The sequence below is a fragment of the Enterococcus sp. FSL R5-0957 genome, assembly GCF_038008005.1.
Lineage (GTDB): Bacteria > Bacillota > Bacilli > Lactobacillales > Enterococcaceae > Enterococcus_B > Enterococcus_B faecium.
This window is the reverse complement of record NZ_JBBOYG010000001.1, coordinates 118,828-144,919: the sequence shown is the minus strand read 5'-3', so window position 1 is coordinate 144,919 and position 26,092 is coordinate 118,828. Positions and strand designations below refer to the sequence as shown.

Below are 26,092 nucleotides of genomic sequence, written 5' to 3'. Positions count from 1 at the left end.
TGTGCCTTATTGCCGATAGGCTGTCTCTTGAACACTGTTTATTGAGTGGTCGTGAAAAAGCCGCTTAGTTTCGAGTATTAAGAAATATTTTGTGAAAATGGCTTCTCACATTTTTGCATAAATTTGACTTAATACCGAGAAACTGACTTTTGAACACCGTTTATTGAGCGTCTATAAACTGACCTGAGTATTAGAGAAACAAAACGGCAAAGTAGCTCCATATACGTTGCCGTTTTGTTTTGAACTAATACCGAAGAGTAGCTGATCGAACAACATTTCTTTTATAATATAGATTTTAGACATATATATGATATAAAAATAGTTTTCGCAAAAAAAACTTAACAACTTTCGAAAACTTTCGTCACAAAATATTCACAACTAGGGACTATTATATAAGCATACCAACAAACAACCCTAACAACACTTTTTCATTTTTAACTCCTTATCCTGCTAGCTCCCCGGCTAGCAGGACCTTTTTTTATCAAAAAAACTTGTACCATCCAATCGATTCAACTAATCAACCCAATGCTGTCATGCTGTGATACTCATCCTAAAACGTTCCGTTTTACTGATATCAGCTTAAAGCATTCGGTTATTTCTGATTAGTAATGATTGATGGTACAAGCTCATACGTACTTTTCTATCTGGTATAAATTATTTTGATAACCGTTCCTGTTCCCCTGCTGGTGAAAGGATTGTTATTTTTTCAATTTGTTCTACAGGAACCATCCGGATCTGCTGCTCTTCGTTTTGTAGGCGGATCATCACTCGGTCTTTTTCGACCGTTTTTGTCGCCACCCAGCCTGAGATCGTTTCATACTTGCTACTCAAACGATTCGCTCTTACTTGTAAGATAACTAGACTATGTTCAGTAGCAGCTTTTTGCAGCTCAAGAATAAACTTTCCTTGCAATCGTACATTCTTAGCATGTTCTTCAGTGTCATTTACAAAAGAATCAAAAAGTTGATACGAAGTATGAGTAACTAACTTCGTAAGCTTCTTCATTGGCGATACTGTCTCTTCGTTCATCGAATGCACTCCTCCTTTAGCTAAGAAAGTGTTACTTAATTAATTTTATTTTACCTAACATTTTACAAAAAAACAAGGAAATGCTCTAACATCGCCTTAAAAAGAAAACGTTAACTTTACAAATTATTTGTTATTTTATTTCCGTCAATCCAAATATTCCACCAATGATCCAGGCCTTCTGTGATCAAGTGATATGTCTCATCAAAGTTATTGGTATAGTATGGGTCGGGAACATTTTCTTTTTCTTTTCCAGGAATGCTACTTAAAAACAAATGGATTTTCCCCTGCGCTGAGCGTGGTGCTCTTCGTTTCAGTTCTTCTACATTTTCTTGATCCATGCCAATGATCCAATCAAAAGTTTCAAAATCGTGGGGTGTGATTTGCCGAGCAACCATATTCGTCATATCTACTTTTTCTTGGTTTAATATTTTTTTCGTTCCAGGGTGCGGTGTCTTTCCAACTTCATACGTGCTTGTAGCAGCAGAATCCACAAAAAATTCTGCTTCCCTTCCTTCTAATGCTATTCGTTTTCTCAGCAAGCCTTCTGCCATCGGTGAACGGCAAATATTTCCCAAACAAACAAATAAAATTTTTGTCATTTCCCCATCTCCTTTTAGTGATCATTGCTTTTCCAACAAAAAATTTTTCTATTACTGTTCTTCCAACTCTTCTTTTGCATAAAGACGATAAGAATATAATTCCGTATCCTTGGCTAAACGGAAAAGCTGCATAGCGATTTCCATCGGTGTTTCTTCATATTCATTCGTGATCCAATTGACTAATACACCACTGCAACCGTAAGAAAAAAAACGAGCATAAAATAGTTTGTCTCTTGCAGAAAGTTGTCTTTCTTCATCCATTTGTTCAAAAATCTTGATAAATGATTTTTGGATCAGTTGAGAAAACTCTTTTTGTAAAATTTCTGGGTCAGAAAGCACAGTATTTGCATAAAATTCTTTCTTCTCAGCAATTGCTTTCAGCATTTTCAATGCTTGCTCTTCCCAATTATCAAGTGAAAGACATTGTGGATCTAAATAATGCAATGCATCCTCACAATAGACCCAACGAAGCAAATCGTATTTATCTGTAAAATGATAATAAAATGTTTGTCGATTGATTTTTGCTTCATTTGCGATTTTTTGGACGCTGATTTTTCGAAAAGATTGCGTTTGGCACAAATCAATCAATACGTTTTTGATCAATTGTTTCGTACGTGTTGTATCACTCATTCATTTTCCTCCAATCTAAAAGCAAAAATCATATATGATAGTCGTAACCAAAATGTTCATAGGCATAAGCAGTAGCAATTCGCCCTCTAGGTGTACGCTTTAAAAATCCTTTTTGGATCAGATACGGTTCATACATATCTTCTACCGTCTCACGCTCTTCTCCTATGTTTACTGAAAGCGTACTTAACCCTACTGGTCCGCCGCCATATAACTCGATCATTGTTCGCAACAATTTCTGGTCAACATAATCCAATCCAGCCTGATCGACCTGTAGCAAAGTAAGTGCCTGATCCGCTATAGGACGATCGATTTTCCCGTCTCCTTGGACTTGCGCAAAATCACGAACCCGTTTGAGCAAGCGATTAGCAATTCTAGGCGTTCCTCGTGATCGGCGAGCAATTTCCAATGCCCCTTCTTCAATGATCTCTGTTTGAAAAATATCCGAAGAACGTAAAACGATCTCCTGCAGATCCTGTTCGTCATAATATTCCATATGAGAAATGATGCCAAATCGATCTCGTAAAGGTGCAGAAAGCATACCTGCCCGTGTCGTCGCGCCAATCAAAGTAAAGGGAGGAAGAGGGAAATGAACCGGATGTGCGGTTGGCCCTTGTCCTACCATGATATCTACATAGAAATCTTCCATAGCTGAATAAAGCATCTCTTCTACCACTCTAGGTAATCGATGGATCTCATCGATAAACAGGACATCCCCTGCTTCCAGTTCATTCAAGATTGCTACTAAGTCACCCGGACGTTCGATAGCAGGGCCACTCGTCGTACGAATATTTACGGTCATCTCATTAGCAATGACCATGGCCATCGTCGTTTTTCCTAATCCAGGAGGCCCGTACAACAGAACATGATCTAAAGGTTCTTCCCGATTTCTGGCAGCTTCGATGTAAATCTGAAGTTCTTGTTTGACTTTTCTCTGTCCGATATATTGAGAAAGCAGCTGTGGTCGAAGAGATTTTTCCAAACTCAGTTCATTTTCGCCAGATTCTGGTGATAACAAGTATTCATCTGTCATTTGGTCTCCTCCTTATTTTTTCATCATTAGCTTGAGTGCTTGGCGTAGATACTCATCCGTTGTCTGATTATCGACTTCTTTTAATTGTTTTTCTACACGTTTGATTTCTCGATCACTGTAACCAAGAGCCGAGAGAGCTTCCATTGCTTCAGATAGAGCTGTAGCGTCTTTTGTGTTTGCTTCATCAAATAGACTAAAAGGTGTATCGATACTCAGCTCACCGAATTTTCCTTTTAGATCCAAGATCATTTGTTGTGCTGTCTTTTTCCCTACTCCTGGAAATTTCGTCAAATAAGTGACATCACTGGATTCTACTGCTTGAATCAAACCGGAGTGGTCTTCGCTTGCCATGATTGCAAGGGCACTTTTCGGACCGATTCCTGAAACACTTACTAATCGCAAAAACAGTTGCTTTTCTTCTAGCGAATCAAATCCATACAGAAGATGCGCATCTTCACGTATCACCTGATGGACATAAATTTTTATTTTTTGATTTAGTTTGCTACTGTAGCGGTAAGGATTTCCTAGTGCGATTTGGTAGCCGATACCATTGGTTTCTACTACTATGTAATAGGGGTTGATAAAGGTAACCACACCTGTCAGATATTCATACATATTCTAGTCCTCTTTCTTTTGCACACATACGTTCCCTTTATTGTAGCACATTTCACCTTGTGAAAAAAGGAGTCTGGGGAGCGTTTCTTTCAAATAGCAATCGCTTGAATAAAAAAAGAGCGGACGATCGAGTAAATCCCCGTATTGTACCGCTCTTTGTGTATTTCCATTATTCTACAAGTGATTTGAATTCCCCATAACCTAATTCATCCATCTTTTCATATGGAATGAATTTCAGTGAGGCAGAATTGATGCAGTAACGTAGACCACCTTGATCTACTGGTCCATCGGTAAACACATGTCCGAGATGAGAATCTGCTTCTTTGCTTCGAACTTCTATTCGATGCATGCCATGAGAAAAATCGGCTTTTTCGCGCACTTGTCTTTTCGTTATTGGTTTGCTGAATGATGGCCAGCCACAACCTGCATCATATTTTTCTGCAGAGCTGAATAACGGTTCACCGCTGACGATATCTACATAGATCCCCTTTTCGTAAAAATCATCATATTTCCCGCTAAATGGTCGTTCTGTTGCATTTTCTTGTGTGACTGCATAAGCCATGGGTGATAACTTTTCTTTCAGTTCTTCTTTTTCTGGTCTTATTGGTTTATCCATTAAAAATGCCCCCTTTGTGATCCTATCATAGCGCCAAAGTGGACAGATGCCAACAATTTGCTTTCTTTTGAACTATTTACACTTTTCGGCGTCGGGCAAACTCAACGAAACGGAATTTATCTAATCGGTGAACCGACTCAGAATACTCGAAACAGCGGGTATCTTCCAGATGAACGAGGCTTCTGACTACTACTGCATAAGTGTCATCGTGAAGATCCATCGCTGTTTTCATGATTTCCGTTACTTCTTCTACTGTGATCTCCTTTTGCGCGTAAGCAATCGTCAAAGAAAGCTCATTTTCAAAATATTCATAGATCGATCCTTGTGCTTGTGCTGGAGTTAAAATAGGAACGATTTCCTTTAATAGATAATCGGTGTCTAATATAACTACTTCGCCATTGATTTTTCTTTCGCGTATCAAATGCCAAACAGGCGCACCGATCTCCCAGCCAGTGATCTCGTTCAATGCTTTTGTCACTTCTGTTTCTTCTAACGTATGGATGATCGTTTCACTTGGAATACGTTGGGTCTCCTGTAGCTCTTTATAGCTAGTCAATCCAGAAATAGGAAAGTCGAAGCGATTCCGATCCAGTACGATCGAACCTTTTCCTTGTTTTTTTTGAATATAACCTTCCGTAGTCAAAAGATTCAGCGCTTTTCTAATTGTTTCTCGTGAAACACCATAAATTTTGATCAATTGGTTCTCACTGGGTAAAAGCGAATGCGGAGGATATTCTTTAGCTAAAATTTTCTGTTCCAAATCTAAAAAAATTTCATTGAACTTATTCATGTTTTTTCCCTCACTCGTTCTTCCATCATTTCTTCACTATACTACAGCTCTTTTTGTATTTCAATGTTCCTATTTTTAAGAAAAGCTTATTTTAAGCTTTTTAAAACGATATCATTTTCTCTCGTACTTTTTAATAAAACGCTTGCAATTCTCTCCGAAAAAAAGTATAGTAAATGAAGAAACAACTTGCATAGACAAGTTAAGAGAAAGGGGTTTATTGATATGGCAAAATATCAAGCAGATGCCGAGAAGCTGTTACATGATATCGGCGGAAAAGAAAATATTGCTGCAGTTAGTCATTGTGCGACTCGTATGCGTTTTGTCCTGAATGATCCAGGAAAAGCGGACGAAAAAGCGATCGAAGATATACCTAGCGTAAAAGGGATGTTCACGAATGCAGGACAGTTCCAAATCATCATAGGAAACGATGTTTCTACTTTTTATAACGACTTCGTTGCAGTATCTGGAGTTGAAGGGGTTTCCAAAGAACAAGGAAAAGCAGCTGCAAAACAAAACCTTCATCCCGTTCAACGTGCTATTGCCGTTTTAGCAGAAATCTTTACACCACTGATTCCTGCAATCATTGTCGGTGGATTGATCCTTGGATTCAGAAATGTACTTGAAGGTATCCAGTTTGAAAGTCTTGGTGGAACAATCGTTGAACACTCGAAGTTTTGGAATGGTGTCAATGCCTTTTTGTGGTTACCGGGTGAAGCAATTTTCCATTTTCTTCCAGTAGGTATCACTTGGAGTATTGCAAAAAAGATGGGTACTACACAAATATTAGGAATCGTTTTAGGAATTACGTTAGTTTCTCCGCAATTATTAAATGCTTATAGTGTAGCTTCCACAGCCGCAGCAGATATTCCATTTTGGGATTTTGGTTTTGCTCAAGTCCAGATGATTGGTTATCAAGCGCAAGTCATTCCAGCCATGCTGGCAGGGTTTATGTTAGCGTATCTAGAAATCTTCTTCCGCAAATATATCCCTCAGTCGATCTCGATGATTTTTGTTCCATTGTTTTCATTGTTACCAACTGTTTTAGCTTCACACGTTATTTTAGGTCCTATCGGCTGGACAGTCGGAAGCTGGATCTCAAATATCGTAAATACTGGATTGACATCTTCTATCAGCTGGTTGTTTAGTGCCGTATTCGGATTCCTGTATGCTCCTTTAGTGATTACTGGTCTCCACCATATGACCAATGCCATCGATATGCAGCTGATTGCAGATTTCGGATCAACGAATTTATGGCCGATGATTGCTTTATCAAATATCGCCCAAGGCTCTGCAGTCTTAGCCATCATCTTCTTACATCGTGGGAATAAAAAAGAAGAACAAATCTCGATTCCAGCAATGATTTCTTGTTACTTAGGCGTAACTGAACCTGCTATGTTCGGAATCAATTTGAAATACGTCTATCCTTTCGTCGCTGCAATGGTCGGCTCTGGATTAGCTGGCATGTTTGCTAACTTGATGGGTGTTCGAGCTAACGCGATCGGAGTAGGTGGTTTGCCAGGAATACTAGCTATCCAAGCAGAAACATGGGTACCTTTCATCATCGCAATGATCATTGCTGTCATCATTCCATTTGGCTTGACGATCATCTTTAGACGTCAGGGAATTTTGAATAAGATTGATCCTGCTGTTCCTGAAAATGCTGCTGATGTACAACTTCAAACAGCAAATGGCGCAACAGCAACGCCACAGTCTTTCGAACCTGTTTCAGCAACTGGTACGGCAGTTGCAACAAAAGAAACATTATTCGCAGTCGCTGCAGGGACCATCAAGGAAATAACTGAAGTAAATGACCCAGTTTTCTCACAAAAAATGATAGGTGACGGTTATGCTGTCGAACCGTCAAACGGCAAAGTCTATGCACCAGTAAACGGTAAAGTGACGAGTGTCTTTGAAACAAAACATGCCATTGGTATTCTTTCTAATGTGGGGCTGGAAGTACTTGTTCACATGGGATTAGATACTGTTGAACTAAAGGGTGTTCCTTTCAATGTATTCGTGAAAGAAGGAGACCTTGTCACACCAGAGACCCTGATTGCTGAAATGGATTTGCCAGAAATAGAACAAGCTGGCAAGAAAACTGACATTATTGTTGCTTTGACCAATAATGAAAAAGTTGCAGGACTTTCTCTTGACCAATCAGGACTTGTTCGCCCGGGCGAAGCAGTCGGTAAAGCTGAAGTAAAATCTTAGTCAGAGTAGATAAGTAATCTTTTCAATAAAAAAAACGGGCTATCATGGATTTTCAATCGAAAATCAGATAGTCCGCTTTTTTGTTTAAATGAATGTTTTCAGTGCCTGATTGACAGCACCAATCGGAAATCCTACGATACTGTAATAATCTCCAGAAATTTCTTTGACGAATACACTCGCAGCATTTTGGATGCCGTATGCCCCTGCCTTATCCGCATAATCCCCCGTCTCCAAGTAGCGTTTGATCTCTTCGTCTGTCAAAGGATAAAAAGTGACATGTGCTTCTGCTAGTATCCGTTCTTCTCGTTCCTTTGCTTTTAAAACAACAGCTGTATATACAGTATGTGTTTCCCCGCTTAGTTTTTTCAGCATGAATTCAGCCTCAGCCAGATCTTCTGGTTTACCCATGATCTCTTGATTGAGAACAACAGTCGTGTCATTGGCAATCACTAAATGGTCTTCTTTTTCATCTTGTTCCCAGACAGTTCGTGCTTTTTCTTCAGCCATTCTACGAACATAATCGACGGGCTGTTCGTCTGGAAATGGCGTTTCATCGATATCAGCAGGTTCAATCTCGAATTCTGAAACGATATGAGCCAATAACTCTTTTCTTCTTGGTGATTGGGATGCTAATACAATCTTCATGTTTTCCCTCTTCTCTTTGACTTAATGCGGGTCTTGGATTCGTTTGAACATCCTTTCCATATCCGAATTGGTAAAGTGAATCAATACTGGACGGCCATGGGGACAATTGAAAGGATTTTCGCATCGTGCCAGATCCTTCAGCAGCACACGTGCTTGTGCTTCATTCAAATAATGGTTGGCTTTAATCGATCGTTTGCAACTCATCATGATTGCTGTTGCTTCACGGAATTTTTTTACACTCACACTTCCAGTTGTCAGCAGCATATCGATCATCTCCCGAATAATCGATTCTTCTTCTCCATTGGGATACCAAGTAGGATGGGCCCGTACAATAAAGCTGTTTTGACCAAATTCTTCTAAATAAATCCCTGCATCTTCTAGCAAGTGTTTTTGCTCTTTTAATTTCAAAGCATCACTGTTTGGATAGTCTAACACAAATGGAACAAGCAATTCTTGCAGATCATCAGATACTTCCCCAATTTTTTCCCGGAAATATTCATACTTAATGCGCTCTTGGGCAGCATGCTGATCAATGATGTACAACCCATCGCTACTTTGGGCAAAAAGATACGTTCCGTGCATCTGTCCAAAATATTCCAATTGAGGAAAACGTTGAACTGGTTTTTCCGTTTCTAGTTTCTTGATCACTTGTTCTAATGTTTTGTCGTTTCCTTGAGTGAAATCAAATTCAGGGTGGAGTGTCAATTCTTCCTCGTAAATCTGTTCATCCTCTTCCAAGGATATATCTATTTGTTCTTCATTTGTTTCTTCCGTGTTATCCACAGTAGGAATTTCTTTCTTTTCAGATTTTTCCACTGTTTTTTCTACAAAGTTATCAACATTTCCACCAAACTTATCCACCGTTTTCGCTGTTTTTTCTGGATAAGTGGTGTTTTCTTCAGAAAAACCTGAATAGTTTTCAACATTTTCCACAGACTTATCAACAATTCTGTCAACAAATGTGTTCTTTGGTTCTTCTACGAAAAAGGTTCCTGTCTCTCGATCAAAATTCAAACTACTTGGCTTTTTAGGTTTTTCTTCTTCAAAAGCGTAGGACAAATCGATTTCGATTTGTTCTGTTTTAGGCTGATCTGGTACTTTTTTCTTGAACCGTAGATTATCCGCGGCACTTGGGATCAGGTTTTCTTGGGACAATGCTTTTTGAATGGCGTTACTAATTAGCTCTGTTAGTTCTTTTTCCTTCGACAACCGGACTTCCTGCTTCGTCGGATGGACATTTACATCGACTAAAAGCGGGTCCATCTTGATTTCCAATATAGCAATAGGAAAACGGCCGACCATTAATTTTGATCCATAACCTCCAACGATTGCTTTATTTAAGGAAAAATTCTTGATAAAACGTCCATTGATGATCGTCGATAAGTAATTCCTACTGGCACGAGTCACCTCAGGCAATGAAACATAGCCAAATAACTCAAAATCTAGATCTTTTCCTTCGATTTTCAGCATTTTTTTTGCGGTAGATAATCCGTAGATTCCCGCAATTGTTTGTTTCAAATCGCCATTTCCAGCAGTTGCCAGCATTTTGTTTCCATCATGTACTAAACGAAAAGCAATCGATGGATGACTCAATGCCAGTCGATTGACGATGTCCCCGATGTTCGCTAATTCTGTGTGCAGTGTTTTCACGTATTTCAAGCGGGCTGGCGTATTGAAAAACAGATTGCTGACGGTAATCTTCGTTCCTTGACGCAGTGGTGCTGGTCGATGCTCAATAACTTCTCCGCCTTTCAGCGACAGATAGGTGCCTTGTTTTTCTTCCTGATTTGCCGTTTCCAGAGTCATTTCAGAAACCGAGGCAATACTTGGCAAAGCTTCACCGCGAAATCCAAGCGTTCGTATGCGGAAAAGATCGTCGCGATTATGGATCTTACTTGTCGCATGCCTCTTGAAGGCATTCTCTACGTCGTCTGCCAAAATGCCTTCTCCGTTATCAATCACTTGGATCGTCCGCAGTCCCGCTTCTTCAACTAAGATATCAATCTGAGTACTGCCGGCGTCAATTGCATTTTCCACTAATTCTTTCACAACGGAAGCTGGTCGCTCCACTACTTCTCCCGCAGCGATCTGATTAGCTAAACGTTCAGATAATTCTTGGATTTTGGCCATCGATATCCGCCTTCTTCCTACAGTTGTTTTTGTAATTCATATAATGTATTTAGTGCATCCATTGGCGTCATTTCTAGTAAATTTATTTGCTTCAGTGATTCAATGACTTCTGTTTCATTTTCGGATAATTCACTGAATAAAGAAAGCTGTTGGTTTTCTTCTTTTACACGGTCTTGTATATGGTCTTGATTTACTTTTTCTGCAGGTGGTTTTATTTGCTCCTGTTTGGCTGTTTTAGTTTTCTCTTCTACTTCAGCTGGAACAGTATGGTGTCCGTTATCACCATTTTCTAGCGTATGCAGGATATCTGCTGCTCGTTCTAGTAGATTGGAAGGCAATCCTGCGATCTTTGCCACATGTATGCCATAGCTTTTATCCGCAGGTCCATCCATCATTTTATGCAAGAAGACAACTTCTCCGTCTTTTTCAACGGCTCCAACATGGACATTTTTAAGCTGCGGAAGTTCTTTCTCAAGTACCGTCAGTTCATGATAATGGGTAGAAAAGAGTGTTTTTGCTTGTACATGACGATGGATATACTCGATGATTGCTTGGGCCAACGCCATTCCGTCATAGGTTGCTGTTCCTCGCCCTAGTTCGTCAAACAAAATCAAACTGTTTGGCGTAGCATAACGCAGGGCTTGATTGGCTTCCATCATCTCTACCATAAAAGTACTTTGTCCAGCAATTAAGTCGTCACTTGCACCAATTCGGGTAAAAATCCGATCAAAAATAGGTAAAACTGCTTGTTTTGCCGGAACGAAACAGCCCATTTGCGCCATCAGAACAGTTAATGCCAACTGTCGCATATACGTACTTTTACCAGACATATTCGGTCCTGTAATCAGCAAGATCATTTCGTCTTCTGCCATTTCTACGCTGTTAGGGATATATTCCTGATGTCCTAATACTTTTTCTACTACAGGATGTCGTCCGTCTTTGATCAGAAGCTGATGCTTGTCACTGACAAGTTCTGGCCGAACATACTGATAGCGTTCGCTGATCGTTGCAAAACTTTGTAGCACATCTACTGCACTGATTGCTTTTGCAAGTACTTGTAGCGGCTGGATAGCCTTTTTGACTTCTTCTCTCACAGCTAAAAACAACTGATATTCTAAATCAACAGATTTTTCTTCTGCTTCGAGTATTTGTGTCTCCAATTCTTTTAGTTCTGGTGTGATGAAACGCTCTGCATTTGCTAAAGTTTGTTTTCGTTCATACTTCTCCAGTTCTGCATTTCCAAGATTTGCTTTTGTAATTTCTATATAATAACCGAAAACGCGGTTAAATCCGATTTTTAAGTTCTTGATTCCTGTTTCTTGACGCTCTTTTGCTTCAAGTTCTGCCAACCATTTCTTTCCGTTTCTCATAGCAGAACGGTACATATCGAGCTGCTCATTGAAACCATCTTTGATGATGTTTCCTTCCGTTATTTGTAACGGCGGATCATCTTGGATAGCTTGGTCGATCAATTGGACGAGATGGTCCATCGGCTGCATTTCTGAAAGCAGACTTTGCCATTGACCTTGATCGATTCCTTCAATCAACCCTCTGATCATTGGCACTTGTTCTAAAGAAGTTTTCAGCTGGATCAAGTCTCGCCCATTGACATTACCGAAAGCTACTCGACCTGCTAGGCGTTCCAGATCATAGACTTTCGTTAATGCTGACTGCAAATCGATACGTTCAAAATAGCTGTCTAGCAAAGAAGCGACCATTTCTTGTCTTGCTTTAATTTGTTTTGCCTGGATAAGCGGACGGTCTAGCCATTGTTTTAGTAAACGGCCACCCATTGCTGTTTTTGTTTCATCTAACAACCATAGAAGAGTGCCGTGCTTTTTCCCAGTCCGAATAGATTGGCTTAATTCTAGGTTGAATTTTGAATAATAATCCATTTTCAAAAAATGATCTGGTTGGTATTCTACTGCTTTTTGGATATGAGCTAAACTCCGCTTTTGTGTCACCGATAAATAAGTCAATAGTTTGCCGGTTGCTTCTTTTTCCAGCGGATCGACTAGTTCGCTTGTCAAAAAGCTAAATTCCGCGTTTTCTTCCATCTCATTTTGTTGAGAAAAGACTAGACCTAAACGCCCGCTTAGCTGTTCACGAAGGGTATCAGTGATCTCACTGCCTAATACGAGTTCTTTTGTCTGCAATGCAGAGGCTTCATTTAAAACAGCTTCTTCATCATGCAACCGAGCCGTCTTCAATTCTCCCGTACTTAAATCGGCATAAGCAAAGCCAAATTCATTTCCTTGACTAACTACAGCTGTTAAAAAATTGTTGTCTTTTGCCGACAATCCTTTGCTGTCCATGACTGTACCAGGAGTGACTAGCTGGATCACTTCGCGCTTGACCATCCCTTTAGTCGTCTTTGGATCTTCTACCTGCTCGCAAATCGCTACTTTATAGCCTTTTTCAATCAAGGCATCGATATATCCTTGTGCTGCATGGTGAGGTACACCGCACATAGGAATAGGTTCTTCTGCATTTCGATTTCTGCTCGTCAACGTTAATTCCAAAAGCTGTGACGCTTTGATCGCATCTTCGTAAAATAGTTCATAAAAGTCTCCTAAACGATAGAACAAAAAAGCATCTTGGTATTGGGCCTTGATGCTTAGATATTGTTCCATCATAGGAGTATTTTTAGTTTTTTGAGGCATGTTTTTCCTCCTCTATTTGTCCATTGATTTCTTCTTGTATCATAGTTGTTAAATGATGAAGCAGATCATCTGCTTCCAACAGCTGTTTTCTATAAGCTACAACAAGCGGATGCTGATCAAATTCTTGCATGAATTGATCCGCTTGTTTGATTGCTTCTTGTTCTGCTGCTGGTTTGTCATAGTGGGCAAAATGAACAGCATCTTTTTGCGCTTGTTTGATTTTTTCTCTCAACTCAGCTAAATACTGGTTTTGCTGGATCTTTTCTTCAAGTTCTTTGTAGCGAATGATCGTTTCATTCTCTCTTAAAAGTTTTGCCAGTTTCCTTACTTCTTTTTGAATTTCCGGCTCCTGCTGCAAAAAACTGCCTCTCTTTCTACTCCATGAACGGTCGATCATCGTTGATCTGAATCAGCTGGATTTCTTTTGCATGACCTGTCGTATCATCCAATTCCAAGATACAGCCGCTTAAAATCGATCGGCCTTGTTCCACAACTTCAAAACGTTTTGGTAATGCGGTCAGAAACTTTTCGATTACAGGTTCTCTGCGCATACCCAAAATACCATCATAGGGACCTGTCATCCCAACGTCTGTCAGATACGCTGTTCCTCTTGGCAAAATTCGCGCATCATTTGTCTGAACGTGTGTATGTGTACCGACCACTGCTGAAACTTTCCCATCTAAAAACCAGCCCATTGCTTGTTTTTCACTTGTTGTTTCCCCATGAAAATCTACAAAAATGATCGGCGTACGTTTTCTGGCTTCTTCTACCAGCTCATTCATTTTACGAAAAGGATCATCCAAGTCCACCATAAAAGAACGAGCCTGCATGTTGATCACTGCCAGTTCGACTTGGTTCACTTTGACAAAGACAATCCCTTGTCCAGGCGTCCCTTCCGGAAAATTTGCCGGACGAACCATCTTTTTAGCTTCATTTACAAACTCAAAGATTCCGCGGTTGTCCCACGTATGATTCCCCATCGTCACGACATCTACGCCGTCTTGCAAAAATTTTTTATAGATTTTTTCTGTGATTCCACGTCCAGAAGCGGCATTCTCACCATTTACAATCGTTACTTGCGGACGGTACTTCTTCTTCAATCTAGGAAGATATTCAGTAATCATCTCTCGTCCCATTGAACCTACTACATCACCAATAAACAATACCCGCACACTAAATTCCTCTTCTCTTTTAACATCACTCTATATTATAGTTGTTTTCAATAAGAAAGAAAAGGTCAAACAAAAGGAACTCTTTCCTGGCATTTCTTAGTTTTGAAAAATAAAATAAAAAAATGGGACTATGACAAACATCTTGTCACAGTCCCATTTCCCGAATAAACGTTGTTTCATCTACTTCTTCAGAAATAAGCCGTAATTTTACAAAAATTTGAGAAGCAATTTTCGTAAATCCCTTCTTATTTCTTGAAACTGACCACTTCTGTCACGACCTCTTCCTTAAACGGTGTTCAAAAGCTTGCATCTGCGGTAATAAGCCCAGAAAAACGAAAAATAGGAGGAGCTATTTTTGTTTGGCTGGGCTTATTACTTGATGCAGAACAGCTTTTTCACAACCTCTTTTAAATCACGCTTAACTCTTTCAATGCCTTCCAAATTCCATCCTGATCGTTTGTATCAGTGACCATCTTAGCTTCTGCTTGTACTTCTGGCACAGCATTCCCCATAGCTATCCCAATTCCTGACATGCGCAACATTTCACGGTCGTTTTGTCCATCGCCAAAGCTGATGATGTCTTCATGAGGGATGCCTACTTGTTCTGCTAAGTGCAGAATTGTCGCTGCTTTAGAACCATTTTTAGGTACGACATCTACACTGTTCTCATGCCAGCGGACAAATCGAATTTTATCATATGAAGAGAACTTCCCATCATATGTTTGATCGAAAAATGCTAACGCTTGGTATATTTCTTGTTCCTCTGCAAAAAACTGATCTAATTCAGGCAAGACAGCACCGAAAGAATGCATCGCTTCTTCCATCACCGTTACATCATTGGAAGAAGAACGCTTGATATTGTCTAAGCTGACAAAAGCTGTATCGATCTGCTCATGATGCGCTTCTTGAACGAACGCATCCAACTGGTCGCGATCTAGTAAATTCTTATATACTTGTTCATGGTCTAAAAAACCGGCCGCTCCATTACATAAAATGTAGTTCGTAAAATCAAGATCGCGAATGAGCTCTTGCGCATGAAATCGGCTCCGCCCTGTAGCAATCGTGACCAGATGACCGGCTTTGCGTAATTTTTCCAATGCTTCTCTCGTGCTATCTAAAGCTTGTTTGTTTGAATCTAACAACGTTCCATCAATATCAAAAGCAAATAATTTGCGTCTCATCTCTTGTCGTCTCGCTTTCTTATAAATACTTACTTGCCTCTCGAACAGCTAACTTACTCAAATCTGTTGTCAGCTGTCTTTTTACCCAATCGGCATCGGTCTTACTGTAATCGCGTAATGCCCAACCAATTGCTTTTTGGATAAAGAATTCCTTTGTTTGACGATCTTCGTCTATTGCTCGGATCAATAGTCCTGTGTCTGTTTGCTGTTTATAACCTAATTGCAACGTGATTGCTATTCGACGTAGCCAAAAATCTTCCTTTTTTTCAAACAATTGAAAGACCTCTTCACGCTGCTCTGGGTAGGCTTTACACCATGTGCTGTATACTTTTCTCCAAGAGTCGATGCTGTCCCACCATTCTTTTTTCTGAACTAGTGGCAACAATACGACTAAGTCTTCAAATGTAAGCCGTTTGATGTTTTTCTGGACTAAATCGATCGCTACATACTGATACTCTCTTTCGATTTGTTCATAATAATAATGAACAAAAGCTAAAACTTCAGAAATAGATAAATTTTTGCTCTCATCCAGTAACGGTTGTTGTAAAAGAGCGCGTTCCGGCTTAGGTACTCCAGCAAAGGAAAAAAGATTTTTCATGTACTTTTCCATTTGTAACGCTTTTTCCTCATTTTTTGGAAAAACTAAAACTTCCATGGCACTTCCCCTTTAATGAACGACTTTTTAGTCCACATAGGATGATTTTGACTGATTCAGCCAAGCATATCCCAGTCTCATTACTAAACCGCCACCAATATAATTTCCTGCCAAAGCAAAAAACAAATTATGTAACACATTGCTGACTGTCATTCCATCCATCTGTCCTTGAGAAGCAAAGTAAGCAAGCGTAAAGGCAGGAAAATTCGCTATCACGTGTTCATATCCTAAAAAAGCAAAAATGAAAATGATGAATACGACTGTGATCACTTTCCCGGCATCCTCTTTCATCCGCATGCTGATCAGTACAGCGGTATTGACAACGATATTCGCAAACATCCCTTCCACCAAAATCGTTGCTGCAGGTTTTGCTAGTTTTACTGCTATTGATTCTAACATAAAGTTGTCCAACGTTAAATCTTGAAATGGCGTAGTCATAGAAATTAGAAATCCACATAATATACCGCCAATCATATTGAAAAAAATACAGGCAAATAGAATCTTGGCTGCCTTACTTAAAGCAAGTCTCTGCCGAAAAACACCCACGGTCATATAAAGCATATTCGATGTTCCTAATTCGGCGTTCATGTATAGAATCATGACCAGACCCCAGCTGAACATAAATGCGTATAAAATCTTTCCTAGACCATGCGCGATATCTTCCCCCTTCATCGCGATCGCAAATGCCACAGCCGTTCCTAAAGTCAAAAACAAACAGGCGAGAACCGCTCGAACAGCGTAACGTGAAAAGCTGTTTTCAAAAAGATTCGCCTTCTTTTCAATTGAAGCATCGATTTTCTCAAATAATGGTGATACCAGATTCATTGATTTTCTCCTTAAACTTCCTTCGCTTTTTTCCATTTGCACATACCCTCTCATTTTATAAAGACAGCCTAGGTTTGTAAAGCGTTTTTATGTACTAATTATCTTGACATTCATGGATGATCTATCATATACTGTAGTTTGTGTAAAATAATGCAGCAGAAAAATAATAACTCATCCCTAGTTTGTTGCCCCGTCTCGGGTTCGATTGTGTAACCGCGGCTGCAAAGGTGAAGATTGAAGAACAAACTATATGATTATGAATTTTTCAACGGATTATTTTACTCCAAAAACTTATATTCATTGGAGGAAATTTTAATGTCTCGTTATACAGGACCATCATGGAAAATTTCTCGTCGCTTAGGCATCTCATTGTCAGGCACAGGAAAAGAATTAGCACGTCGCCCTTACGCACCAGGTCAACATGGACCTAACAGCCGTGGCAAACAATCAGAATACGGCATGCAATTAACTGAAAAACAAAAACTTCGTCACATGTACGGAATGAACGAACGTCAATTCCGTAACTTGTTCGTAAAAGCTAGCAAAATCAAAGAAGGTAAACATGGTGTTAACTTCATGATCTTACTAGAACAACGTTTAGACAATGTTGTTTACCGTTTAGGACTTGCAACGACTCGTCGTCAAGCACGTCAATTAGTTAACCATGGTCACATTTTAGTTGATGGCAAACGCGTTGATATCCCTTCATACCACGTAGAAGTGGGTCAAGTGATCTCAGTTCGTGAAAAATCACAAAACATCGTAACAGTAAAAGAAGCTGTAGAAGCAACTGTTGGACGCCCAGCATTCGTAAGCTTTGACGCTGAAAAATTGGAAGGTTCATTGACTCGTTTACCAGAACGTGACGAACTATATCCAGAAATCGACGAAGCTCTTGTCGTTGAATACTACAACCAAAGCTTATAATTTCAAAAGCTTTCTTGAAAAAGACCGCTATCTATTGGATAGCTGGTCTTTTTTTATATTTTCTATTTACAAAGTAATCACTTTGCTTTACAATTTCGTTAACCAAATAAAAATATTCAGTTAACGAAAAGAGGGTGTTATGAACCGAACATTGAAAGAATTGATACTTGCTGCGGAATTTGCCGCGATTATTTCTGTCCTTTCTCAGATGACCATTCCTTTTGGTTTGGTTCCTTTGACAGGGCAAACATTTGCTATTGGATTAACAGCAACTTTTCTCGGAAGAAAACTAGGATTGATATCTGTTGCAGTTTATCTTTTACTTGGCTTGATTGGTCTTCCTGTATTTTCAGGGATGACTGGAGGTATAGCTGTTTTATTTGGGCCAACTGGCGGATATTTGATTGGATTTCTCTTACAAACGTGGATAACTGGTTGGATGATCGAAAGAACGGATGCTCATTACTTATATGCAATCTTTGCCAATCTAATGGGCTCTCTTGCTGCATTGATCTGCGGAACGATCTGGCTGAAAATAAGTGGTGATCTTACTTTTACAACTGCATTTGCCAGTGGACTACTGCCGTTTTTACTGCCGGAAGCAATCAAGGCAACTGGAGCAGCTTATATCGGTATCTTGATGAAAAAACGGCTAAATCGATTTCTTCATACAAATTAATCAAAAAAGCAGCATGGAAGAAGACTCAACATTCAGTCTCTTCCACGCTGCCATATTTTAAATTAAACAGATCTTTATTTTGACAAATCCACTTTTTTACCGATCCAATAAATAATTATCCCACCGACAATCATTGATGCCAATTCTCCTAAAGCAATCACCCACCAATTAAAGAAAAAAGGTAGTTGATATAAAATCGTTAGCTGACCAGCTACTGTAAACATGGAAAAAGCAAATACGCATGCTGTCACAGCCATTTTGATTTTCATGTTTTTGATGCGACTAGTGATTTTATAGTTGATAAGCAATACAAGCAGCGTGCTGACGCTTCCTACTACAACATCTATCAGTCCAAGAGGAGAAGCAATATTAGCCAAAGCTACTCCCGCTGTTACCGCGACGATGTATCTTTTGTTATACAAGGACAGATAGTTGAACATCTCCGAGAGACGAATCTGAATCACTCCAAAGCTAAAGACAGACAAAACCAGCGTCACTGCCACATATAAACCAGTGACTAGCGCCATCCGAGTCACATCTGTCGTTGTCCAGCGTTTGGCTGAACGGGTATTATTTTTTTCCATGTTCTATTTCTCCTTTGCAAGATAATTTTATCTTGGTAATGACTGCGACCAAAGGATGGGAAGAAAATTCCAACTGAAGTGCCGCAGAAGGTCGTGAAAAAGCTGCCCTGCAACAAGTAATAAGAATAGTCAAATAAAAATAGCTCCTTATATTTTTCATTTGGCTGGACTTGTTACCGCAGTTGCAAGCTTTTGAACACCGTTTATCAAAAGGTAGTGAAAAAGCTGCCCTGCAACAAGTAATAAGAACAGTCAAATGAAAAATAGCTCCTCATATTTTTCATTTGGCTGGACTTGTTACCGCAGTTGCAAGCTTTTGAACACCGTTTATATCAAAAGGTCGTGAAAAGCCGCTTAGTTTCGAATATTAACGATTATTAAAAAGAATTTTTTGAACTGGCTGTTCGGCATCGAATGTCGGGAACAATCATCGACTTTCTTTTATCATCAACCATTTGGTTCTCTCTTTATTTCTTATCATACAGAAGCTTGAAAAAAACACAAGGTTATTTTAACAACCATCCGCCGTCGATTGGGATGATCGTTCCTTGTATGTAGCTTGCTTGAGGAGAGGCAAGAAATAACGTCAGCTCAGCTACTTCTTCCGGCTGTGCCCATCGCTTGACTGATGTTTCATTTGCCACCCACTCTGCCATCTCACCTTTCCCTTCAAAATCAGCCGCATTCATTGGTGTTTGGATGGCTCCTGGAGCAATTCCTTTTACTCGGATACCCTGTCCTGCGTAATCCAGAGCGAGTTGTTTGGTAAATCCGACAATCGCATGTTTCGCGCTTGTATAAGCGATCCCACCTCCACCAGCAATCAAGCCAGCAATCGAAGCCATATTGATGATCGTTCCGCTTTTTTGGCGGATCATATCAGGAAGGATGATTTTTGTCAGCTGATACATGCTTTTCACATTCGTCTCATAAATCAGATCCCACAGCGATTCGTCAGTTTCCATCAAGGGTTTGTAGGCATCCAATATCCCCGCTGTATTCAGTAAAATCGTAACTTCACCAAAATGATTTTGGCATTTCGATACCGCTTGTTGGAGTTCTTTCATTTGTCGAACATCACCTAGTGCGTAGGCAAAAGTTTCAGGAAATCGCAAAGAAAGTTCTTCCATTTTACCGAACTTTTGATCTAATCCAAATACAAAAGCATCTTGTTCAAGAAACGCTCGGGCTTGCGCAGCACCAATTCCAGAAGCAGCTCCTGTGATAAATACAACCTGTTTAGCTAGATCTGGATACTGGTTTTTCATTCTACGATCGCCCAATCATCTGCTAAAATATCACAAACTGTAGGAGCGAAGCTGGAAAAACCTTCGTCACTTGTTTTGATCAATAAGTACGGCGTCACCGGACAGCCATCAAATTCATCATCGGATACGAGAACAACATAAAGTTCAAATCCACTCCATCCTTTACGAATAATCTTTGCACCTTTTTTCAATTCTGGTAAAATTTCTTCAAATGTCATCTTTTTTCTCCTTCTTTGTTATTGTTTTAATAGTTTTTGTTTTTGAATCATTTCAAATTTTTGAGATAGTTGGATGTAATCAATTAATTTTAGTTCTTCAGTCACAATAAAATAGTCAAGATCCGCCCATGGTTTGCGGTGGACTTTACTTGTCGAAATCAGAAGATCAACTTCTCTCCCCCGATAATCTGTTGGCAGAAAAATCAGCTGATACTCATTACGGAAAAATGTCCGTAATCCCTCCTCTAACAGTTGCTCTTCAAATAATGGGAAATCTGTCATTAAAAGGATCGTGATATTTGGAAGCTGTGGAGTAAAGGCTCCTAATGTTTTAAACACAGTCAGATACCGACCCATCAAAAACGCATGATTTTTAAATGCCAGATGATTGGGATGTTTGTGTCTACTTTCAAAAAAATGTACGAGCCATTGTTTCAATTCCTTGTTTTCAATAACTAAATGATTAATAAAATCACTACTATTGCCATCAATCGTTTCTTTCGCATTAGGAAAAAGATAGGCGAAAAAATGACTGCTGAATAAATAATTTTCTGCCTCGAAGGTTAGATTTTCTGCTGGCAGCCCCTGCTCTTCCTGATAAAGAGAAAGAGCGGTTTTTGCTTCTGAAAGGGCTGTAAAGGGCGGTGTTTTTGCTTGTTGATGAAAATCAAAAATTTTCTTCCGTATCTTAGGATCACTATAATATTCTTCACGAGTCATCAGTACAAGAAATAATGCGCCTAACTCGTCTTCTACTTGAAAATAATTAGGAAATACCGGCTCCATGACTTGGCAAAATCGCTGGAACAACAGATTGTCAGAAATCAGCCGTCTTTTTTTCTCATTCAATACCACATAATGCTTCTGTGATTTTCTTAAAAAAAAGGCACCTAGCATATATTCCAATCGTCTTTTTTTGATCTCGTTCAGACGAACATTAAAAAAAGCCATGATATGTTCTGCCATATTCTTTACGTCCATTTGAGAAATCGTTTCAAATGGCCAGATTTTCCCTCGAAACAACTGCCAGAATGTCATATGCAAGTAAAGTCGAATGATTTCTTCTTCGCCTTGAGCGATATATGTACCTCGTTGCAGCCGAATTCCGTAAGTTTGCAGTTGCTGTTTCCATTCATTGATTTTTCGATGAGCAGTAGATTCACTAATGTAATGCTTTTGCGCAAATTGGTACATTGTATGGAATTCTTCAAAAAAAATGTCGTGCAGCAACTGGAATTTCAGCGTACTTTGCACGAGATAAATCAAAAAACGCTCATGTTCAATTGAATCGAGCGTATCATAAAAGTTATAACCAGAACGGTGATTTTTTGTAAACAAAGGGTGTGTCTTACCGCTAAACTGCTGATAGTTTTTAGACAGCTCGTTTAGGTATTTCGACACGCTGCGGGCATCCAGCTGAACAACTTGCGCTAATTGTGCAGCGGTATGCCAAGCTTGATCCTCAAAACTTTCTAGGAGGAGAATCTTATAATATAGATCTTTATCAAATTGTTTAAGATACTCGGAAGACAAATACACGTCTTTCCCTCCTTTTTTATGCTCGAACGTTTTGGTTATTGTAGCATAAAATAGTGGTTTTCGCATCAAAACAAGCCAGCAAAAGGCTGAAAGAATAACGGTAGCAATAAAACGGTCAATATTCCGTTGACGCATATCGCAAGTCCGGAAATGATTCCTTCTATTTCGCCAATCTCGATTGCTTTTGCTGTACCAATAGCATGAGAAGTACTTCCTAACGCCACACCGCGAGCAACTGGACTTTCGATCTTGAATAGGCGGAAAATATGAGTGGCGATCAGCGAACCAAAAATACCTGTAGAGACAACAATAGCAAGTGTCACGGCATTCACCCCGCCCATCGTATGAGATAAATCGACAGAAATAGCCGTCGTTACAGATTTAGGTAGTAATGAGATCACCATCTCTTTATGAAGAGAGAAGAAGTAACCGAACCCTACACTAACCAAGCAATTTGCGACTATTCCTGCTAAAATCGCAGCCATTACAGGATAAAAATTCTCTTTCAGTAAATGGAAGTTTTTATAAAGAGGGATGGCAAGTGCCACTGTCGCAGGAGTAATCAGCATAGTCAAAAAATTGCCCCCGATATTATAGTCTTTATAGCTGATCCCAGAAAAATGCAAAAATAAGATAATAACAACAATCGATAATACGAGAGGATTCAAAACTGGCAGTTTATATTTCCGCAAAAATTTATCAGATAATACATACACTCCTAAAGTCAAACTTAAGCCAAATAGTGGATTCACAAAAAACTCAGTCAATTTGATTTTCCTCCATTTCGTTTACAGATACCCTTCCTGCTTTTTTCTTACGGACATAGCCCAGCAAAGCTTCTACACCTTCTGCCGTTTTTCCCGCTGCAACCATCGTGACGATGGAACACACGACGACTGCTCCCAGTAAAACAGGCCATATCGAAGCAATATCATCAAAATATTCCAATAAACCTACACCAGCAGGAACAAATAAAATAGCTAGATTATTCAATAAAAAATCACCAGTTGCTCCGATTTTTTCAGGATCAACAAGATGCATTTCAAATGCTAAAAATAAAAAAAGAATGCCTAAGATACTTCCAGGAATAGGTAAATGAGCAAAAATCCGTATGCCTTCTCCTAATACAGAAAAGAAAATAATAATGAAAAACTCTTGAAAAAATTTCATCAAACAACACTCCTTACGTATAGCTTTCATTTTACTAACAAACCTTTTCTGAAAGTTTCAAAACATGCTGTTTCTAAGATACAATTTTTGAGAAAAAAAACGTTTTTTTTTTGGTATATTTATAGTTAAGCTTGGTGATTTGTGGAGAACTTTTAAAAAGAGTTGGAGTTTTACTGTTGGTCTGGTTTCTTATAAGTAATGGAATTCATTTTTTTATTCACATTTGTTAAGACTGCAGAAATCCTTCCGACACGAAACACTGCACCGATGCTTTTCGTGTTGATGTTTCTTTTTTTTTGCATTTTTATAACTTTTGGAGGTATTTATGGATTACTCACTAATGACTCGTCTTGCGGCGGAAATGATTGGTACAGCATTACTAATCGTTCTAGGTAACGGTGCTGTAGCAAACGTAGATTTAAAAGGTACAAAAGGATATGGCAGTGACTGGATGCTGATTGCTGTCGGGTATGGATTCGGGGTTATGATGCCAGCAATGATTTTTGGTGGAATCAGCGGTAACCACATCAACCCAGCATTTACAATTGCTTTAGCATCTAATGGTCTATTCCCTTGGGCTGAAGTTGTTCCTTATATCATTGCACAATTGATTGGTGCAGCGATTGGACAATTGATCGTAGTAGCTTGTTACAAACCTTACTACGACCAAACAGAAGACGTGAACCATGTGTTAGGTACATTCTCAACAATCAACAGCGTTGGTTCTAAATTCAATGGTTTCGTCAATGAATTCTTTGGTTCATTCGTTTTATTCTTTGGTGCCCTAGGTATTACAAAAGCACCATTCTTCCAAGATAATCTTGGTACAGCTCACTTAGCACTCGGTTTCCTTGTATGGACATTAGTTGCTTCACTTGGTGGTCCTACAGGTCCTGGACTAAACCCAGCCCGCGACTTTGCTCCACGTCTTGTACACGCACTTCTTCCATTGAAACATAAAGGTTCTTCTCAATGGGGATATGCATGGGTACCAGTTGTAGCACCTATCTGTGCTGGTGTCGTAGCAGTATTCTTATATAAATTATTATTTATGGCTTAATCAAAAGCTAAATAAAAAAGCTTGGTACAGCGATTGCGTACCAAGTTTTTTTATTTTTCGCCGATTGTAAAATTAAGCTAGACAACTAAAAAAGCCATTTGTGCTACACTCAAAATAGTTCTGACCAAAGAATTATAAGGAGTGAGTACAAATGACCTATACCCATCTTACAACGGATGAACTTGTAATGATAGAGTCTTATTTCAAAATAAATCAATCTGTTGCGAAAACTGCGCATTGCTTGAATCGTTCAAGACAAACGATCCATAAAGTATACCTATTCTTCAAGCAAGGAAAATCAGCCTTAGAATACTATCAACAGTATAAGAAAAACAAATCAAACTGTGGTAGACGCCCGCTTGTTTTACCCGAGGAACAATCAGAATATATTCAAAGAAAGGTTGTTCAAGGATGGACACCCGATGTGATTGTTGGTCGTGCAGCGTTTCCTATTCGTTGTTCTGCTCGTACCATTTATCGTATGTTCAAAAAGGGGCTATTTAATCCTTCTGACTTACCGATGAAAGGCAAGCGTAAACCGAATGGACATCAAGAAAGGCGTGGAAAACAAGCTTTCCGCCGCTCTATTCATGAACGTGAAAAAGATTATAGCCAATTCTCAAATGAGTTTGGTCACCTTGAAGGTGACACTATCGTAGGTCTGAAACATAAAAGTGCTGTAATTACCTTAGTTGAACGATTATCAAAAGTTATCATTACATTGAAACCGTGTGGTAGACAAGCGATTGATATTGAAAAAAAATTAAATCATTGGTTTGAATCTGTACCGAAAAATCTATTCAAATCCATCACTTTTGATTGTGGAAAGGAATTTTCAAATTGGAAACAAATCAGTAATGCCAATGATATTGCCATTTATTTCGCTGATCCAGGAACACCGTCTCAAAGAGGCCTAAACGAGAATTCTAACGGATTGTTACGTAGAGATGGTTTATTGAAATCTATGGATTTCAATTCAGTAGATGAATCTTTTATTCAATCTGTCACATCTAAACGAAATAATATTCCTAGAAAATCACTGGATTATCGAACACCTTTGGAAGTATTTTTGAGTTACGTAAGTATTGATGATTTGTCTAACTTAATTTGACAATTAAGATAATATAAAATATACCATTTTATTAATAAAAATGCATACTAGTAAATGATATAATTCTTATAACAGGTTTGATCGCGAGAAAGGCCAAATAAAACGCTCTCCAAAATGTTAAAAAAAGACAGGACGATGTATATTATACAAACAAGAAACGCTGACAACAGTGACTCGGATCCAGGAAATCAGTTTTATCCCCAGCTAGTTGGTGAATGCATGGAAAGTAATATACGTAGAAAGAGCTGATGACTAATGAATTATGAGTTTTTTTTAAGCAAAGAAGATCACAGAAGTTATTCATTACTTAAATATTTAGAAGCAAGCTCAAATTTATCAGAGTCAATATCGAATGTTCAAGAAGAGTTGTCGCTATCGACATTTCTCTTGAAAAAAACGATCGATAAGCTGAAACATGATTTACAAAAGTTCGATCTAGAGAAAAATTTGCGAGTAACCGTCAGTGAATTGGATATATGTCTGGAAATTAATGGAAAATGTTCTAGCAAAGCTCTGTTATCTCGTTATATAACGGATTCTTTATCTATGAAAATGGTATTGGCTTTCTTTCAGAAAAAATATATCTCAGTAGAAAATTTTGCTAAACAGCATCACGTGAGTTATTCTGTGGCTTATAAAGTATTACAAAGACTAAAAAGAAATCTAAAAAAATATCAAATTTTTTTTGAAACGCGAATTGTAAAATTAAGTTAGAAAAATAAAAAGGCATTTATGGTACACTCAA

At 38.9% G+C, this 26,092-nt stretch carries 27 protein-coding genes; 6 read left to right on the top strand and 21 right to left on the bottom strand.

Features of this window, described 5'->3' with window-relative positions; genetic code table 11:
• Positions 1-654 precede the first annotated feature (654 nt).
• From MKX69_RS00740 to treR, 7 genes are all read right to left on the bottom strand, one after another.
• Positions 655-1,029 (bottom strand): hypothetical protein, encoded by a 375-nt coding sequence (locus tag MKX69_RS00740; protein ID WP_002289815.1) that lies wholly within the window; start codon positions 1,027-1,029, stop codon positions 655-657.
• Positions 1,030-1,145: 116 nt separating this feature from the next.
• On the bottom strand, positions 1,146-1,628 hold the full coding sequence (locus MKX69_RS00735) for a low molecular weight protein-tyrosine-phosphatase (protein ID WP_002307364.1): 483 nt from the start codon (positions 1,626-1,628) through the stop codon (positions 1,146-1,148).
• A gap of 51 nt (positions 1,629-1,679) precedes the next feature.
• Positions 1,680-2,258 (bottom strand): TetR/AcrR family transcriptional regulator, encoded by a 579-nt coding sequence (locus MKX69_RS00730; protein ID WP_002289813.1) that lies wholly within the window; start codon positions 2,256-2,258, stop codon positions 1,680-1,682.
• A gap of 28 nt (positions 2,259-2,286) precedes the next feature.
• Positions 2,287-3,288: a Holliday junction branch migration DNA helicase RuvB gene (gene ruvB / locus MKX69_RS00725; RefSeq protein WP_002289812.1), complete on the bottom strand. Its 1,002-nt coding sequence runs from the start codon at positions 3,286-3,288 to the stop codon at positions 2,287-2,289.
• Positions 3,289-3,300: 12 nt separating this feature from the next.
• A complete protein-coding gene (gene ruvA / locus MKX69_RS00720; protein WP_002290528.1) occupies positions 3,301-3,903 on the bottom strand; it encodes a Holliday junction branch migration protein RuvA in 603 nt (200 codons plus the stop codon).
• Between the two features lie 169 nt (positions 3,904-4,072).
• Positions 4,073-4,519, bottom strand: a complete 447-nt coding sequence (gene msrB / locus MKX69_RS00715; RefSeq protein WP_002294252.1) for a peptide-methionine (R)-S-oxide reductase MsrB — start codon at positions 4,517-4,519, stop codon at positions 4,073-4,075.
• 76 nt (positions 4,520-4,595) lie between these two features.
• Positions 4,596-5,309: a trehalose operon repressor gene (gene treR / locus MKX69_RS00710; RefSeq protein WP_002294254.1), complete on the bottom strand. Its 714-nt coding sequence runs from the start codon at positions 5,307-5,309 to the stop codon at positions 4,596-4,598.
• Between the two features lie 222 nt (positions 5,310-5,531).
• Here treR and treP point away from each other — a divergent pair, with 222 nt between their 5' ends.
• Positions 5,532-7,520, top strand: a complete 1,989-nt coding sequence (treP, locus tag MKX69_RS00705; protein ID WP_341008320.1) for a PTS system trehalose-specific EIIBC component — start codon at positions 5,532-5,534, stop codon at positions 7,518-7,520.
• 84 nt (positions 7,521-7,604) lie between these two features.
• Here the strand turns inward: treP and MKX69_RS00700 are convergent, their stop codons facing one another.
• The 8 genes from MKX69_RS00700 to MKX69_RS00665 form a co-directional block, all read right to left on the bottom strand.
• A complete protein-coding gene (locus tag MKX69_RS00700) occupies positions 7,605-8,165 on the bottom strand; it encodes a Maf family protein (protein ID WP_341008318.1) in 561 nt (186 codons plus the stop codon).
• Between the two features lie 21 nt (positions 8,166-8,186).
• Positions 8,187-10,295, bottom strand: a complete 2,109-nt coding sequence (mutL, locus tag MKX69_RS00695; RefSeq protein ID WP_341008316.1) for a DNA mismatch repair endonuclease MutL — start codon at positions 10,293-10,295, stop codon at positions 8,187-8,189.
• A 17-nt stretch (positions 10,296-10,312) separates the two neighbouring features.
• Entirely contained in the window at positions 10,313-12,958 is a 2,646-nt protein-coding gene (gene mutS / locus MKX69_RS00690; protein ID WP_002297135.1) for a DNA mismatch repair protein MutS, read from the bottom strand.
• Positions 12,942-13,355, bottom strand: a complete 414-nt coding sequence (locus tag MKX69_RS00685; protein WP_341008313.1) for a YlbF family regulator — start codon at positions 13,353-13,355, stop codon at positions 12,942-12,944. Before MKX69_RS00685 ends, mutS begins: the two co-directional genes overlap by 17 nt.
• The gene (locus tag MKX69_RS00680; protein WP_341008310.1) at positions 13,333-14,130 is read right to left on the bottom strand and encodes a TIGR00282 family metallophosphoesterase; all 798 of its coding nucleotides are present in this window, start codon (positions 14,128-14,130) and stop codon (positions 13,333-13,335) included. Before MKX69_RS00680 ends, MKX69_RS00685 begins: the two co-directional genes overlap by 23 nt.
• 407 nt (positions 14,131-14,537) lie before the next feature.
• A complete protein-coding gene (locus MKX69_RS00675) occupies positions 14,538-15,311 on the bottom strand; it encodes an HAD family hydrolase (RefSeq protein WP_341008308.1) in 774 nt (257 codons plus the stop codon).
• A 19-nt stretch (positions 15,312-15,330) separates the two neighbouring features.
• Entirely contained in the window at positions 15,331-15,966 is a 636-nt protein-coding gene (locus MKX69_RS00670; protein ID WP_002297142.1) for a DNA alkylation repair protein, read from the bottom strand.
• Between the two features lie 27 nt (positions 15,967-15,993).
• Positions 15,994-16,845, bottom strand: coding sequence for a formate/nitrite transporter family protein (locus MKX69_RS00665; RefSeq protein WP_341008303.1), 852 nt, complete (start codon positions 16,843-16,845; stop codon positions 15,994-15,996).
• Between the two features lie 261 nt (positions 16,846-17,106).
• Here MKX69_RS00665 and rpsD point away from each other — a divergent pair, with 261 nt between their 5' ends.
• Positions 17,107-17,718 carry a 30S ribosomal protein S4 gene (gene rpsD / locus MKX69_RS00660; RefSeq protein WP_002294265.1) on the top strand — a complete coding sequence of 204 codons (612 nt, stop codon included), beginning with the start codon at positions 17,107-17,109 and terminating at the stop codon, positions 17,716-17,718.
• 139 nt (positions 17,719-17,857) lie between these two features.
• Positions 17,858-18,397, top strand: coding sequence for a biotin transporter BioY (locus tag MKX69_RS00655; RefSeq protein WP_002297927.1), 540 nt, complete (start codon positions 17,858-17,860; stop codon positions 18,395-18,397).
• Positions 18,398-18,471: 74 nt separating this feature from the next.
• Here the strand turns inward: MKX69_RS00655 and MKX69_RS00650 are convergent, their stop codons facing one another.
• The 6 genes from MKX69_RS00650 to MKX69_RS00625 form a co-directional block, all read right to left on the bottom strand.
• Positions 18,472-18,981, bottom strand: coding sequence for a QueT transporter family protein (locus MKX69_RS00650; RefSeq protein WP_341008300.1), 510 nt, complete (start codon positions 18,979-18,981; stop codon positions 18,472-18,474).
• 506 nt (positions 18,982-19,487) lie between these two features.
• On the bottom strand, positions 19,488-20,249 hold the full coding sequence (locus tag MKX69_RS00645) for a 3-oxoacyl-ACP reductase (RefSeq protein WP_341008298.1): 762 nt from the start codon (positions 20,247-20,249) through the stop codon (positions 19,488-19,490).
• The gene (locus MKX69_RS00640) at positions 20,246-20,467 is read right to left on the bottom strand and encodes a DUF2829 domain-containing protein (protein WP_002290506.1); all 222 of its coding nucleotides are present in this window, start codon (positions 20,465-20,467) and stop codon (positions 20,246-20,248) included. The genes MKX69_RS00645 and MKX69_RS00640 overlap by 4 nt, the downstream gene beginning before the upstream one ends.
• Before the next feature lie 18 nt (positions 20,468-20,485).
• The gene (locus MKX69_RS00635; RefSeq protein WP_341010471.1) at positions 20,486-22,072 is read right to left on the bottom strand and encodes a helix-turn-helix domain-containing protein; all 1,587 of its coding nucleotides are present in this window, start codon (positions 22,070-22,072) and stop codon (positions 20,486-20,488) included.
• The gene (locus tag MKX69_RS00630) at positions 22,072-22,773 is read right to left on the bottom strand and encodes an LrgB family protein (protein ID WP_271134759.1); all 702 of its coding nucleotides are present in this window, start codon (positions 22,771-22,773) and stop codon (positions 22,072-22,074) included. The genes MKX69_RS00635 and MKX69_RS00630 overlap by 1 nt, the downstream gene beginning before the upstream one ends.
• On the bottom strand, positions 22,766-23,176 hold the full coding sequence (locus MKX69_RS00625) for a CidA/LrgA family protein (protein ID WP_002294274.1): 411 nt from the start codon (positions 23,174-23,176) through the stop codon (positions 22,766-22,768). The genes MKX69_RS00630 and MKX69_RS00625 overlap by 8 nt, the downstream gene beginning before the upstream one ends.
• Before the next feature lie 325 nt (positions 23,177-23,501).
• Here MKX69_RS00625 and MKX69_RS00620 point away from each other — a divergent pair, with 325 nt between their 5' ends.
• The 3 genes from MKX69_RS00620 (at position 23,502) to MKX69_RS00610 (ending at position 26,061) form a co-directional block, all read left to right on the top strand.
• On the top strand, positions 23,502-24,236 hold the full coding sequence (locus tag MKX69_RS00620; RefSeq protein WP_002290500.1) for an MIP/aquaporin family protein: 735 nt from the start codon (positions 23,502-23,504) through the stop codon (positions 24,234-24,236).
• A gap of 151 nt (positions 24,237-24,387) precedes the next feature.
• A complete protein-coding gene (locus tag MKX69_RS00615) occupies positions 24,388-25,347 on the top strand; it encodes an IS30 family transposase (protein WP_002330482.1) in 960 nt (319 codons plus the stop codon).
• A gap of 255 nt (positions 25,348-25,602) precedes the next feature.
• Positions 25,603-26,061, top strand: coding sequence for a helix-turn-helix domain-containing protein (locus tag MKX69_RS00610; protein WP_341008292.1), 459 nt, complete (start codon positions 25,603-25,605; stop codon positions 26,059-26,061).
• The last annotated feature ends 31 nt before the right edge of the window (positions 26,062-26,092 follow it).